Source organism: Rhodocaloribacter litoris (genome assembly GCF_011682235.2).
GTDB lineage: Bacteria > Bacteroidota > Rhodothermia > Rhodothermales > ISCAR-4553 > Rhodocaloribacter > Rhodocaloribacter litoris.
Window position 1 is genome coordinate 4,331,683 of sequence record NZ_CP076718.1, and the last position, 12,757, is coordinate 4,344,439.

The 12,757-nt window shown below is 68.8% G+C and carries 13 protein-coding genes; 10 read left to right on the forward strand and 3 right to left on the reverse strand.

Annotation, left to right across the window (positions count from 1 at the left end; genetic code table 11):
• Nucleotides 1–48: 48 nt before the first annotated feature.
• The 8 genes from GQ464_RS17965 to GQ464_RS18000 all read left to right on the forward strand — a co-directional run bounded on the left by GQ464_RS17965 (nucleotide 49) and on the right by GQ464_RS18000 (nucleotide 8,593).
• Nucleotides 49–720 (forward strand): hypothetical protein, encoded by a 672-nt coding sequence (locus GQ464_RS17965; RefSeq protein WP_166978948.1) that lies wholly within the window; start codon nucleotides 49–51, stop codon nucleotides 718–720.
• Nucleotides 717–2,165, forward strand: coding sequence for an isochorismate synthase (locus GQ464_RS17970; RefSeq protein ID WP_166978946.1), 1,449 nt, complete (start codon nucleotides 717–719; stop codon nucleotides 2,163–2,165). The genes GQ464_RS17965 and GQ464_RS17970 overlap by 4 nt, the downstream gene beginning before the upstream one ends.
• Nucleotides 2,143–3,897, forward strand: coding sequence for a 2-succinyl-5-enolpyruvyl-6-hydroxy-3-cyclohexene-1-carboxylic-acid synthase (menD, locus tag GQ464_RS17975; protein WP_166978944.1), 1,755 nt, complete (start codon nucleotides 2,143–2,145; stop codon nucleotides 3,895–3,897). The genes GQ464_RS17970 and menD overlap by 23 nt, the downstream gene beginning before the upstream one ends.
• 4 nt (nucleotides 3,898–3,901) lie before the next feature.
• The gene (locus tag GQ464_RS17980) at nucleotides 3,902–4,243 is read left to right on the forward strand and encodes a DUF7009 family protein (protein ID WP_166978942.1); all 342 of its coding nucleotides are present in this window, start codon (nucleotides 3,902–3,904) and stop codon (nucleotides 4,241–4,243) included.
• Between the two features lie 117 nt (nucleotides 4,244–4,360).
• Nucleotides 4,361–5,293, forward strand: a complete 933-nt coding sequence (locus GQ464_RS17985) for a 1,4-dihydroxy-2-naphthoate polyprenyltransferase (RefSeq protein WP_166978940.1) — start codon at nucleotides 4,361–4,363, stop codon at nucleotides 5,291–5,293.
• Nucleotides 5,294–5,329: 36 nt separating this feature from the next.
• Nucleotides 5,330–6,421 carry an o-succinylbenzoate synthase gene (gene menC, locus GQ464_RS17990; RefSeq protein WP_166978938.1) on the forward strand — a complete coding sequence of 364 codons (1,092 nt, stop codon included), beginning with the start codon at nucleotides 5,330–5,332 and terminating at the stop codon, nucleotides 6,419–6,421.
• Nucleotides 6,418–7,920 carry an o-succinylbenzoate--CoA ligase gene (gene menE, locus GQ464_RS17995; RefSeq protein WP_228350430.1) on the forward strand — a complete coding sequence of 501 codons (1,503 nt, stop codon included), beginning with the start codon at nucleotides 6,418–6,420 and terminating at the stop codon, nucleotides 7,918–7,920. Before menC ends, menE begins: the two co-directional genes overlap by 4 nt.
• 118 nt (nucleotides 7,921–8,038) lie before the next feature.
• Nucleotides 8,039–8,593: a GNAT family N-acetyltransferase gene (locus GQ464_RS18000; RefSeq protein WP_166978935.1), complete on the forward strand. Its 555-nt coding sequence runs from the start codon at nucleotides 8,039–8,041 to the stop codon at nucleotides 8,591–8,593.
• 91 nt (nucleotides 8,594–8,684) lie between these two features.
• On the opposite strand, the gene GQ464_RS18005 is transcribed toward GQ464_RS18000, so the two are convergent.
• The 3 genes from GQ464_RS18005 to GQ464_RS18015 form a co-directional block, all read right to left on the reverse strand.
• Nucleotides 8,685–9,866, reverse strand: coding sequence for a PP2C family protein-serine/threonine phosphatase (locus GQ464_RS18005; protein ID WP_166978933.1), 1,182 nt, complete (start codon nucleotides 9,864–9,866; stop codon nucleotides 8,685–8,687).
• Nucleotides 9,845–10,297 (reverse strand): ATP-binding protein, encoded by a 453-nt coding sequence (locus GQ464_RS18010; RefSeq protein ID WP_166978932.1) that lies wholly within the window; start codon nucleotides 10,295–10,297, stop codon nucleotides 9,845–9,847. The genes GQ464_RS18005 and GQ464_RS18010 overlap by 22 nt, the downstream gene beginning before the upstream one ends.
• 70 nt (nucleotides 10,298–10,367) lie before the next feature.
• On the reverse strand, nucleotides 10,368–10,721 hold the full coding sequence (locus GQ464_RS18015) for an STAS domain-containing protein (RefSeq protein ID WP_228350431.1): 354 nt from the start codon (nucleotides 10,719–10,721) through the stop codon (nucleotides 10,368–10,370).
• 310 nt (nucleotides 10,722–11,031) lie between these two features.
• Between GQ464_RS18015 and asd the strand changes: the two genes are divergently transcribed.
• Together asd and GQ464_RS18025 are read left to right on the forward strand one after the other, a co-directional pair.
• Complete coding sequence (asd, locus tag GQ464_RS18020; protein ID WP_166978930.1) at nucleotides 11,032–12,120, forward strand: aspartate-semialdehyde dehydrogenase; 1,089 nt, start codon at nucleotides 11,032–11,034, stop codon at nucleotides 12,118–12,120.
• 14 nt (nucleotides 12,121–12,134) lie between these two features.
• Entirely contained in the window at nucleotides 12,135–12,659 is a 525-nt protein-coding gene (locus GQ464_RS18025; protein ID WP_166978928.1) for a GNAT family N-acetyltransferase, read from the forward strand.
• The last annotated feature ends 98 nt before the right edge of the window (nucleotides 12,660–12,757 follow it).

Sequence of the window (12,757 nt, forward strand, 5' to 3'; positions counted from 1 at the left end):
CTACCCGTCAGACCTGGCGTTGACCTGAGACACGAGCGCCCACAGACCATGGAGCAGGACCGGGCCGGCACCGCTGCGCAGACCTACGTCGATACGCCGAAGGGGATCTTTACGGCGTCCGGTGTCTGGTTTCGCACGCGTGAGGCGGACCTGGTGTCCTATGCCGGGCCGGTGCTCCGGCGGGTGCCGTTACCGGGGCTGCTTGCGCGGGCGGAAGCGTGGTTGCGCTCTCCCGAGACGCTGGTGCTCTGGTGCCTGCCGGTGCTGCTGTGGTGGGTGCCGCCCGTCCCGGCGGTGACGGGGGCGCTGGGGCTCTACCTGGGGTGGAGCCTGCTTTCGCCGGCCTGGGTGTCGCCCGGCCTCGACCGGCTCGTCCGGTTGCTGAGCCGGGTGGAAGTCCAGGCGATTTATTACGTGGTCTGGCTGAGCGGGATGGCCCTTTCGGGCCGTCAGGCCGCGCTCTGGACCGGGGTGGCCGGTTTCGTCGTGATCCGGTGGGGCGGCCTGGCGCGTGTCCTCGGGCCGGTGATCGACCGGCTCCACCGGCGGCTGTACCCCCTGCCCCGGGCCGATCAGGTGCTGCGTGCCCTCATCGTGCGGCTGGCGCTCAAACACCGGCTTTCGCTGCCGGAGCTGGACCAGATGGAAGCCCGAATCCTGAAAACCTGGAGCAAACGGACATCGAAAAGCTCTCCTACATATCCACCGAAGCCCCGTTGAGCCTGTCGTCGGCCGTGGTGTTTCTCCGGCAGGAGGTGGGGCGGATCCTGGGCGGAACCAACGGCAGCGCCGGCCGGCGGGGTATCGTCCGGATTGAAGTGCCCGTCGAAGTGGGGGGGGCCGTGCCGGAGACTGCCGCCGTGGACCTGCTTGCCTGGCTCCGCGCCCAGCCGGCCGGGACGAAGCTGTACTGGGCGGGGCGACGGGACGGGAGTGCCGTGGCCGCCGCGGGGGTGGCCGACGCCTGGGGCGAAGAACCAGTATGCGGCGACGGGGACGGATCCCCGGCGTATGCGCGCCGGGAAGGAGCCGTCTATGCCGCGCTGCGGGCGGGGCTGGCCCGGCGACTCGAAGCGGCACCGCCGGGCACCCGTTACTACGGCGGTCTCCGGTTCGATGTGGCGACCGGCGCCGGGACGGCGTGGCAGCCGTTCGGGACGTATCGCTTCGTCCTGCCGCGCTTCGAACTCCGGCGCCGGGATGCGGCGACGATGCTGGCCTGCAACCTCGTCCTTCCCGGCGACCGCGACCGGGCGGCGTCCGTCTGGAAAGAGGTCGATGCGCTGGCACTGCCGGGCGGTCCGCTCACCGGGCGGCTCCCGAAGCCGGTGGCGCGGGAAGACCGGCCCGATGCGCGGGGCTGGCAGGAACAGGTGCGGTGGGCCCTGAACGCCTTCGGGCACACCGGTCTGGAGAAGGTCGTCCTGGCCCGCAGGGCGACGTTCCGCTTCGGGGTGCCGCTCGATCCCGTTCTCCTGCTGAAACACCTGGAAGCCGCCACGCCGAACTGTTTCCACTATCTGTTTCAACCTGCGCCGGGCATGGCGTTCGTCGGGGCCACACCGGAACGTCTCTTCCGGCGGGACGGCCGCGACCTCTGGAGCGAGGCGGTGGCCGGAACCCGCCCGCGCGGCGAGACGGCCCGGGCCGACGAACAGCTCCGGGACGAGCTTTTCTACAGCGAAAAGGAGCAGCGGGAGCATGGCTACGTTCGCACGAGCATCCGGCAGACGCTGGCCCCGATGTGCGAGCACCTGGAGGTAGACGAGATGCCTTCCGAGATGCCGCTCGCGCACGGCCGGCATCTGGTAACGCCCGTCCGCGGTACCTTGAGGGAAACGGTCGAGACGTTCGACCTGCTCGAGCGCCTGCATCCGACCCCGGCCGTCGGCGGCTATCCGAAGGCCGAGGCCCTCGCCGCCATTCGCCGGCTCGAACCGTTCGACCGGGGCTGGTACGCCGGCCCCATCGGATGGGTGGGGGTGGAGGAAGCCGAGTTTGCCGTCGCCCTGCGGTGCGGGCTCGTCCGGCACGAGAGCCTGGCGCTTTTCTCCGGTGCCGGCCTCGTCCTGGGGTCGACCCCGGAAGCCGAATGGGCCGAGATCGAGCACAAGATCGTCGACTTCATCCGGATCCTGGAGGGTGATCTTCGACGCACCAAATAGAAACCGCTTCTGGGCGGAGCTGCTCGTCGAGGAGCTGGTGCGGTGTGGAGTCTCCTTCTTCAGCCTGGCGCCCGGTTCGCGCTCGACCCCGCTCGTCACGGCGGTGGCGGCCCATCCGGAGGCCCGTGCCCACATGCATTTCGATGAGCGGGGAGCGGCGTTTCTGGCCCTGGGATATGCGCGGGCCACGGGGCGGGGAGCCGCCTGGGTCACGACTTCCGGCACCGCCGTCGCCAACGGGTTGCCGGCCGTCGTCGAGGCCGCCATGGACGGGGTGCCGTTGCTGCTCCTGACCGCCGACCGGCCCCCGGAACTCCGGGACACCGGGGCCAACCAGGCCATCGACCAGGTCAAGCTCTTCGGCGACTACGTCCGCTGGCAGTTCGACCTGCCCGTCCCCGACCCGGCCCCCGACCCGGCGATGGTGCTCACGACGGTCGATCAGGCCGTCTACCGTGCCTGCCGGGCGCCGCGCGGGCCGGTTCACCTCAACGTGATGTTTCGCGAGCCGCTCGCTCCGGAGCCGGACGGCGGCGACTTTCCCGCGGAGGGCGCCTCCCTGCGGGCCTGGTACGCCCGGGGTACGCCCTACACCACCTATACCGGGCCGGCCTGGACCACCTCGCCGCCGGGCGACTTCGTGGAAATCCTGGCCGGGGTGGAACGCGGGCTCGTGGTGGCCGGCCGGCTGGGTACGGCGGCGGAGGGGCAGGCCGTGCGCCGCCTGGCGGAAGCGCTCGGCTGGCCACTGCTGCCGGACGTGGGCTCGCAAGTGCGTCTCGGCCGGGAGCACGCTTCCCCCGTGCGGGTCGACTACTTCGACCTCCTGCTGGCCCAGCCCGGCTTTGCCGAGACTCACCGGCCCGAGGCGGTGCTCCACTTCGGTCGCCGGCCCACCTCGAAGCGGCTGGCCCGGCTCCTCGAAACGACGGCTCCTCCCCTCTACGCCCTCTTCCAGCCCGATCCCTTCCGCCATGACCCGGCCCACCGGGTGACCCACCGGTTCGAAGTGGACCTGGCCGCCTTTGCCACGGCGCTGGCGACCGCAGTCCCATCGCGGGCAGCCGGGGCGGCGGCCTGGCTGGCCGGATGGAAGACGGCCTCCGACCGGGTCGGGGCCTGGCTGAACACCGCCCTTCCCGCCACCGGCCTGAGCGAACCGGCCGTGGCGCACGCCGTGACCCGGCTCCTGCCGCCGGAACACAGCCTCGTGCTGGCCGCCAGCATGCCCGTCCGGGATGCCGACGTGTTCGCCGCCGCCGACGGTCCGGCCGTTCCCGTCTTCGCCAACCGGGGAGCCAGCGGCATCGACGGTACGGTGGCCACGGCCGCCGGCGTCGCGCTGGGGCGTGCGGCACCGGCCACGCTGCTCATCGGGGACCTGGCGCTGCTGCACGACCTGAACTCGCTCGCGCTACTGCGCCGGGCTCCCGTCGTGGTCGTCGTGCTCAACAACGATGGCGGGGGGATCTTTCACTTTCTTCCCATTGCCCGGCATACCGGCGTCTTCGAGCCGTTCTTCGGCACGCCGCACGGGCTCGGGTTCGAACACGCCGCCCGTCTTTTCGATCTCCCGTACCATCGCCCGGCAACCCTGGCGGATTTCGAGGCGGCTTACCGGGAAGCCTGTGCGACCGGGCAGGCCGCCCTCATCGAGGTCGTCACGGACCGGAGGGCGAACCGGGCGCTGCACGACCGGTTGCAAAAGGAAGCGGGCGAAGCCCTGGCATGATACGATGAAGCTCAGAATACAGGGGAACAGCCTCCGGTTGCGCCTGGCGGCGTCCGAGGTGGAAGCGCTGCGTACCGGGGGACGGGTCGAGGAGACGATGCGCCTCGGGCCGGATCGTCTCTTTCGCTACATCCTCACGACGGAGGCGGAGGCGTCGTCGTTCGCGGTGCGGTTCGACGGCCGGACGCTCATGGTCATCCTTCCGGCGGCCGAGGCGTCGGGCTGGATAGAGACGGACCGGATCGGGCTGGAAGCCGTGATCCCGGTCGGCGAGGGGGAGGTGCTGCGTGTGCTCGTGGAGAGGGATCTGCCATGCCGGCACGGCGGGGGGGCGGGGGACGGGTGAGGCCATGCCGAACGGCACGGTGGGGCCGGGAACCCGGGCCACGTCGTCGTTGTGGGAACGCCCCGGTACCCCTTCCGGGTTCTGCCATGCCTTTTTCCGACCTTTCCGGTTTGCTCCATGCACGAACCAGCGGCCAACATGGGCCTGGCGGTTTCTGAGGCCGGGCCGCCGCCGTCGGTGTTCAGGATCTGGTGGACGGCGGCACGCCCGAAGACGCTCTGGGCCGCCGTGGCGCCGGTGCTCGTCGGGGTGGCGATGGCCGCGGCCGACGGGGCGCTTCACGTCCCGGCGGCCTTCTGCGCGTTGCTCGGCGCCATCCTCATCCAGGTCGGTACCAACCTGTACAACGACTATGCGGATTTTGAGAAGGGAGCCGATACGTCGGAGCGCAAGGGGCCGCTCCGGGTGACCCAGGCCGGCTGGGTGACGCCGCGCACGATGCGGCGGGCCACGGTGATCGTCTTTGGCCTGGCCGTGCTTGCCGGGGCCTACCTGATCTGGCGGGGGGGCTGGCCGGTCCTGCTCATCGGGGTCTCCTCGATCCTCTTCGGCGTCCTCTACACCGCCGGTCGTTACGCCCTGGCCTACCTGGGACTGGCCGACCTGTTCGTGCTGATCTTCTTCGGTCCCGTGGCCGTGGCGGGGACGTACTACGTACAGGCACTCGCCCTTCGCCCGGAGGTCGTCGTGGCCGGCCTTGCGCCGGGGCTGCTGTCGGTGGCGATCCTGCTCGTGAACAACATCCGGGACGTGGAGGAAGACCGGAAGGCGGGTAAGCGGACATTGCCGGTACGCTTCGGGCGTTCTTTCGGGGTGGGACTCTATGCGGTGTGCGTCGGGGTGGCGCCGCTCGTACCCGTGGGGCTCTACCTGTGGATGGGGGGCCACCCGTGGGCGCCGGTCACCGTGGCGTTGGAGGCGCTTGCCCTGCCGATGGCGGTCCGGTTGCACCGCACGCGCGAGCCGGCGGCGCTCAACGCCCTGCTGGGCGAGACGGCCCGGCTGTTGCTGCTCTACAGCCTGGTTTTCTCGGTCGGATGGTTGCTTTGACGCCGCGATCAGGGGCAGAGAACGGGCGAGCCGGTCATGGTCATTGCGGGCTATCAGCTTTTCCGGTATGCGTTGCCGTTTCAGGGGTCGCCGGGGCAGGGGGGAAGGGCGATCCGGAACGGGCTGTTGCTGTGTCTCCGCAGCACGGGGGGGGCGACGGGCTGGGGTGAGGCGGCCCCGCTCCCCGGCTTTTCCCGGGAAAACCTGGACCAGGCAGCGGCGGCGTTGCGGGCCGGGGCGGATCGGCTGATCGGGACGGCATGGCCGGCCTCGCCGGCGACGATGCGGGCGACGATGGCCGAACGGTTGCCTCACGCCGTGCCGCCCTCCGTGCGCTTCGCCCTCGAGCAGGCGCTCGGTGAGGCATGGGCCGGTGAGCACGGTCGGTCGCTCGCCCACCTCTGGCGGGAGGGTCCGGCGGAGACGCTTGCCCTGGCGGCTCTCGTCATGCCGGATGAAGGTGGAGAGGCCGGTTGGGCCGGCTACCGCGCCGTCAAGGTGAAGGTCGGGCGTGGCACGCCGGGTGAAGACGCGGCGCGGGTTCGGCAGGTATGGGAGCGGCTGGGGAGGCAGGTCGGGCTCCGGCTGGATGCCAACCGGGCCTGGGACCTCGATGACGCGCTGGCCTTTGCCGCGGCACTGGAGGTGGGGTCCGGTGTGCCGGCCGTCGAGTTCATCGAAGAGCCGCTTCGGGACGTTGCCTGCCTGGAGGCGTTCGTGGCCGGAACGGGCTTGCCGGTGGCGCTCGACGAGACCCTGTCGACGCTCGCGCCGGAAGCCCTCGGGCGGTATCGGAAGGTGCGGGCTCTCGTGCTCAAACCCACCCTGCTGGGCGGGTTCACCGCGGTGGCCCGCTGGGTCGAGGCGGGCCGGCGGCTCGGGATGCGCCCGGTCATCAGCGCGGCGTTCGAGTCCGGCATCGGGATGCGGGGGCTGGTGGCGGCCGCGGCGGCGCTCGGTGAAGCCGGGGTTCCCGCCGGCCTGGACACCTACCGCCGTCTCCGGGGGGACGTCCTCACGCCGCGCCCGGCCCTTGCCGGCCCCGAAGTGGCTGTGGCGCCGGTCCTCACCGGTACCTTTGGCCTGAATCATCGTTGCCTGACGCTCCTTCATACCGCCGGCGCATGAATGCTTTTCTTCCCATACCGGCGAGCGGGATGCCGGCGTGTCCGGTGCGTTTTCACGCCGGGCATCGCCCGAAGGCGACGGCCGTCGTGCAGGGCGGCATGTCCGTGTCGTATGCACGGCTGGACCGGCTCGTGGAGGGGACGGCGGCGGCGCTGCGGCAGGCCGGCGTCGATCCCGGCGCACGGGTGGCGCTCTGCTTTCCTCGCGGGCTCGACTACCTCGTGCTGCTGGTGGCGCTGTTGCGCACGGGTGCCGTGGCCGTGCCGCTGAGCACCCGGCTACCCGGAGACGCCGTCCGGGCGGCCGTGCGGTCGGTCGGAGCCCGGTGGCTCGTGACGACGGCGGCGCTGTCGCTGGAGGAGGGACGGGTGCTTGCCCCCGGCGACCTGGTCCGCCCGGCACGGGTAGGCCGTGTTACGCGGCCGAAGCCGCTCGCGGGCGTTCCCGACGCCGTGCTGGACGTCGAGCGCCCGGCGACCGTGGTGTTCACCTCGGGCAGCACCGGCCGTCCGCGGGCGGCGGTGCACGCGTTCCGGCAGCACTACTTCAGCGCGCTGGGCTCCCAGGCCAACCTGCCGCTGGCACCCGGCGACCGCTGGCTGCTCTCGCTGCCCCTCTACCACGTCGGCGGGCTGGCCATCGTGTTTCGGTGCCTGCTGGCCGGAGCCACGGTGGTGCTGCCCGCACGCGACGAACCGATGGGCGAAGCCCTGCGTAAGTATGACGTGACGCACGTGTCGATGGTCGCCACCCAGTTGTACCGGCTGCTGCGGGAGACGACAGCCACGCACCGTGCCTTGCCGCCGTCGCTGCGGGCCGTGTTGCTCGGCGGCGGGCCTGCGTCCTCTGCCCTGATCGATGAGGCCCTGAACCGGGAAGTACCCCTGCATACCAGCTACGGACTCACGGAGATGGCTTCCCAGGTGACGACAACGCCCCCCGGCGCACCTCCGGACAAGCTGCGTACCGCCGGCCGGGTACTGCCCTGGCGCGAGGTGAAGATCGACCCCGGCGGGGAGATCCTCGTCCGGGGGGCAACGCGCTTCGACGGTTATCTCGTGGAAGCGGGCATCGAGCCGGCCTTCGACGGAGACGGGTGGTTCCACACCGGCGACCTGGGCCGGCTCGACGACGACGGATACCTGCACGTGATCGGGCGAAAGGACAATATGTTCATCTCCGGCGGGGAAAACATCCATCCCGAGGAGATCGAGGCGGCCCTGCACGAGCTCGAAGGGGTCCGCCGGGCGGTCGTCGTGCCGGTTCCGGATGCCGAGTTCGGGGCGCGGCCGGTGGCGTTCGTCGACGGCGAAACCGGCCGGATCCCCCGGTGGCGGGAACGGCTCGCCGAGAGGTTGCCCCGCTTCAAACTCCCGGTGGCTTTCTATGCCTGGCCCGAGCATGCGCCGGTCGCGGGCTTCAAGGTGAACCGCCCGGCGTTCCGCCGCCTGGCCGAAGAGCTCCATGCGGAACGCGGCCCGGCCCCGCCCGGGGTTTAAGCCCCCTGCGCCGGTGGTCGATACGACAGGGGCGTCCGATGAACCCCGGCACGGTCTCCGTCCACTCTATCGGAAGCGTTTCCAGTTTGCCTGAAACAGGACCGACCACGAACCAGACATGATTACGACGGCAAAGCGCGAGCTGGCGGGCGAACGCGTCCGGTTTACCCCGCTCCAGATGGAAAATATCTACAAGCATTTTGCCTGGAACAACGACCCGGAGCTGAACATGCTCGACAGCGAGCTCCCCTACGTGGAGGAGTCGTTCGGGGAGTTCAAGCGACGCTTCGAGGAGATGCTGGAGCATCCCGAGCCCAACAGCCAGGATTTCGAGGTGCATGCCGAGGACGGTACCCTCATCGGCGTGGCCGAGATGACCCACATCAGCGAGCACAACCGGCACTGCAACCTGACGCTGACGATCTGCGACCGGGCCTACTGGGGCAAGGGCTACGGCCGGGACGCCATGCAGGCCCTGCTCGCCTACTGCTTCCGCACCCTGCGGATGCACCGCGTCATGGCCGAGGCCTTCGACTACAACGACGCCTGGAAACGTCTCGTCGAAGGAATGGGCTTCAAAAAGGAAGGGACGTTGCGGGACTTCGTCTTCCGGCAGGGACGCTACTGGGACAAGCACGTCTACGCCCTGCTCGAATCGGAATACCGGGCTTGACGGCCGGCGATGAACCGGCACCGGGGAGCACGTACCCGGACCCTGTGGGACGTTGCGCCCTGCGGAATACGCACGGCGCACGACGAGACGGTCAGGGTTTGGCCTCGGTCGTGTCGAGGAAAGGGGAGAACCAGCGGGGGCCGGAGCGCTGTTCCTCGGGCTGCTTCATGCGTTCCAGCCAGAAGACGAGGATGTCGTCCTGGAATTCCGGTGCCTCGCTCTGCTGAAGCAGTTCGTTCAGGAGCCATTCGATGGGCTGGGGTTTTCCGAGGGCCGGCGGGAGGAAAGACGCCAGCCCGTTTTCACCCAGCATCTCGCCCGTACGCATCCGCTGCTCGACGATGCCGTCGGTGTAGGTGAGCAGGGCGCTGTTCGGGGGCAGTTCGAACGTGGTGTCCTTGAACGTGGCATGGGGGTTGAGCCCGAGGACCAGGTCGCTGTATTCGATCACCCTGGCCTGGTCGCGCAGTACGAGCAGGGGACGGCAGTGGCCCGCGTTCGCGTAGGTGACGGTGTTACGCTCGGGCTCCCACCGCATCAGCAGCAGGGAGGCAAAGGTTTCCTCCATGGGCGGATCGTCCATGAGCACCTGGTTCATCCGCGTCATGAGCTCGGCCGGGGAGTCGGTCGTCGAGATCAGCGCGTGCAGGATGCTCCGCATGTAGGCCAGGAAGCTGAAGGCATAGAACTTTGCCTGCAGGCCTTTGCCCATCACATCGCCGATGGTGATGAAGTAGACGCCGGGCCGGGCTTCCATCCAGTCGAAGAGGTCGCCGCCGCCGTGCTCGCGCGGCTGGTTGTGGAAGAAGGTGCGGTAGCCGGAGGCCTGCGGCAGTTTCTTGGGCATCAGGCGCCGGGAGAAGTCCTGGCCGATGCGCTCGTCGAGCTGGTTCCGGTAGTAATGGGTGCGTTCGAGCAGCCGTTCGACGCGGACGAGGAGCTGCTCGATGTCGAACGGTTTCGTGATGTAGTCGTCGACGCCGGTGCGCATGCCCCGGAGCCGGCTCTGCTCGTCGGCTTTGGCCGTCAGGAAGATGAAGGGAATGGCGCGCGTCTCCCGCCGTTCCTGCAGGGCGGCCTGCAGGGCGAACCCGTCCATCTTCGGCATCATGATGTCCGAGATGATCAGGTCCGGCAACTGTTCGGCGATCTGCTCGAGGGCTTCCTCCCCGTTCGCCGCCGTGCGGACACGGTAGAGCTTGCCGAGGCGGTACTCCAGCAACCTCCGCAGGGTGTACTCGTCTTCGACGACTAAAATGGTATGTCCATCCATGGGTCTTTATCTGCGGAGACGGAAAATTCCAGGCGAAAATGTCCGTTGTGGGCGCGATAATAGACCAGATCCTCCGTACATCGTTCCATCATCAGGAGCCCCATACCGCGCTCGGGCAGTTTTTCCAGCATCGCCTCGCGGATCCGGAGGTTGGTGTTCAGGTCGAACCCATCCGAGTTGTCCTCGATCACGCAATGGACGTTGCGCCCGTTCGGCTGGATGTCGATGTGGATCTCCGGTTCGCGATCGTGGAAGTCGGCATGCTGGACGAGGTTGGCGATCCATTCATGGACCACCTGCCGCAGCAGATACCGCGCGTTTTCCGGGAACGCCGGAGGGAAGCGGTTCTCCGCGTTCCAGCGGTCGAAGAGACCGTGGACGTGGTCGATGATCGTGTTCAGGTCGCGAAAGCGGTGGTGTACGATGTCCATTGCTGGGCGGCCGGACAGGGCGGGCGCAGGGTACGACGCCGGGAGGGAGGGGGATCCCCGCCGGGCAGGCTTACAGGACCGCCTCGCGGGCGGCCTCGACCGTGGGGAACTGGCGGAACACCTTGTAGGTGCGCGTCAACTGAACGACCACCTGCACCGGGCGCGAAACCGACGCGAAGACCACCTGCCCTTCGAGCGGCGAGACCTGCCGGTAGAGGGAAAAGATCGACCCCAGCCCCGTCGAGTCGAGGATGCCGGTGTCGGTAAAGTCGAGGATGAAGTTGCGCACGCCGGAACGCACCTGCTCCTGACAGACGGTCTTGAATTCGGCGGCGTTGCGAAAATCCAGCGCCTTCCCGACGCGGATGATAACGGTTTCCTGGGTGCAGGGCTCGACCGAAAAATTCATTGTGGATACGTTCATGGCGTCACGATAGGGTTTGGTTGCTGCCGGTGAGTATCGGAAATTCGGGGCGAAACTAAAGCATCGCCTGCCTGCCCCCCGGCATCCACGCGGTGGTACTACGTAAGGCCTTCCCGAGGGTTCGGTAGCGGAGGGAGGGCAGAACGACCTGATGACGGGCAAAAGGTGGGCCATCCGTTTTCGGGGTGGGGCGCCGGGGAGAGGGCTCCGGACGGGGCCTGCATGCGGCAGAGAAGGCGGACGTCCACCCGGCCCGGAACCGCCGGTTCCCGGCCGGGGTTTGTAAGCGGAATTTAAAACGCCTTTACCTATGGAAAACAAGCTACGCGTCGGAATCCTGGGCGCCACGGGCGCCGTCGGGCAGAAGTTCATCGAGTGGCTGGACGGTCATCCCTGGTTCGAGGTGACGGCCCTGATCGCTTCGGAGCGTTCGGCCGGAAAGCCGTACCGGGAGGCGGTCAACTGGATCGGCAGCCGCCCGATCCCGGAAGCAATTGCCGCCATGCCGGTCGAAAGTGCCACCACCTTGCCCGACTGTGACTTCGTCTTCTCCGGGCTGGATGCCTCCGTGGCGGGCGAACTCGAACGCCGCTTCGCCGAGGCCGGCTATCCGGTGATCTCGAACGCACGGAACTACCGCATGCACGACGACGTGCCCCTGCTGATTCCGGAGATCAACCCCGACCACACGAAACTGATCGAGCAACAGCGCTGGGGCGAGGGGTTCATCGTGACGAACCCGAACTGCTCGACCGTCGGGCTCGTCTGTGCCCTGAAGCCGCTCGTGGACCGGTTCGGCGTCGAGGCGGTGCAGGTGACCACGTTGCAGGCCCTCTCCGGCGCCGGGTATCCGGGGGTCCCCTCGCTCGACATCCTGGGGAACGTGGTGCCGTTCATCAAGGGGGAGGAGGAGAAGATCGCCTCCGAGCCGAAGAAGCTGCTCGGCACCTTGAAGGAGGGCCGGGTGGAGCCGTTCCCGGTCACCATCAGCGCACAGTGCACCCGGGTGCCGGTGCTCGAAGGCCACCTCGAATGCGTCTCGGTGCGGCTGAAACGGAAAGCCGACGTGGCCGACGTGCGCGAGGCCTTCCTTTCCTTCGAAAGCCCGCTGGCCGGGCTGGACCTGCCCAGCGCCCCGGCGCGTCTGCTCGAGGTGTTCGACGATCCGGCCTTTCCGCAGCCGCGCCGCCATGCCGAGCTCGGGCGCGGCATGACGGTGTCGGTCGGGCGCATCCGTCCCTGTGAGGTGATGGACGTCAAGTTCGTCGCGCTCGTGCACAACACCCTGCGCGGGGCGGCCGGTGGCGCCGTGCTCAACGCCGAGTTGCTCGTGCGGCAGGGCTACCTGGCCGCGCGTACGCGCGGCAAACGCCAGCCGACCATCCCGGCCCTGGCCTGAATGTGCTTCCCGACATGAACACCCTGATCCGGATTCGCAAAGCCGAACGTCATGACGCCGACGCCGTGGCCCGCCTGTGGTTGCAGTTCCTGCACGAGCAGGCCGCGCTGGACCCGCGCTTCGGAGTGGCTGGCGATGCCCTCGTCCGGTGGCGCAACGACTACCCGCAATGGCTTCGCGACCGGCATCGCCGGTTGTTCGTGGGGGAGCTGAAGGGGGAGATCATCGGCTTCGTGACGGCCCAGTGGTGGTCGCCGCCGCCGGTCTATGCGGAAACCACCGAGGTCTTCGTCAACGAACTCTACGTGCGCCCGGAGGCCCGGGGGCAGGGGGCCGGGGGACGGCTCCTGGCCGCCGTGAAAGCCTGGGCGGAGGAACTGGGCGCCGACCGCCTCCGCCTGGCGGTGCTGGCGGCCAACGAGGCCGGGCAGGCTTTCTGGCAACACCACGACGCCCGCCCGTTCTCCGTCACGATGACCATGGAACTGGAGAAAAAGGCTTCGGCAGCCTCGCGGGCGTCGCGGCGCATCGGGTTTTAGCGAACCCGTCCGGCAGCGGGAACCCGGGCGGCCGGCGCGGGTTTCTCCGGACGCGAGCCACGCGTTTTTTGAGGTTTTTGCGGAACCCCACGCGGGGC

Coding starts and splice junctions, on each gene's coding strand:
- GQ464_RS17965 (WP_166978948.1), top strand. CDS start 49: ATGGAGCAGGACCGGGCCGGCACCGCTGCGCAGACCTACGTCGATACG.
- GQ464_RS17980 (WP_166978942.1), top strand. CDS start 3,902: ATGAAGCTCAGAATACAGGGGAACAGCCTCCGGTTGCGCCTGGCGGCG.
- GQ464_RS17985 (WP_166978940.1), top strand. CDS start 4,361: ATGCACGAACCAGCGGCCAACATGGGCCTGGCGGTTTCTGAGGCCGGG.
- menC (WP_166978938.1), top strand. CDS start 5,330: ATGGTCATTGCGGGCTATCAGCTTTTCCGGTATGCGTTGCCGTTTCAG.
- menE (WP_228350430.1), top strand. CDS start 6,418: ATGAATGCTTTTCTTCCCATACCGGCGAGCGGGATGCCGGCGTGTCCG.
- GQ464_RS18000 (WP_166978935.1), top strand. CDS start 8,039: ATGATTACGACGGCAAAGCGCGAGCTGGCGGGCGAACGCGTCCGGTTT.
- GQ464_RS18005 (WP_166978933.1), bottom strand. CDS start 9,866: ATGGATGGACATACCATTTTAGTCGTCGAAGACGAGTACACCCTGCGG.
- GQ464_RS18010 (WP_166978932.1), bottom strand. CDS start 10,297: ATGGACATCGTACACCACCGCTTTCGCGACCTGAACACGATCATCGAC.
- GQ464_RS18015 (WP_228350431.1), bottom strand. CDS start 10,721: ATGAACGTATCCACAATGAATTTTTCGGTCGAGCCCTGCACCCAGGAA.
- asd (WP_166978930.1), top strand. CDS start 11,032: ATGGAAAACAAGCTACGCGTCGGAATCCTGGGCGCCACGGGCGCCGTC.
- GQ464_RS18025 (WP_166978928.1), top strand. CDS start 12,135: ATGAACACCCTGATCCGGATTCGCAAAGCCGAACGTCATGACGCCGAC.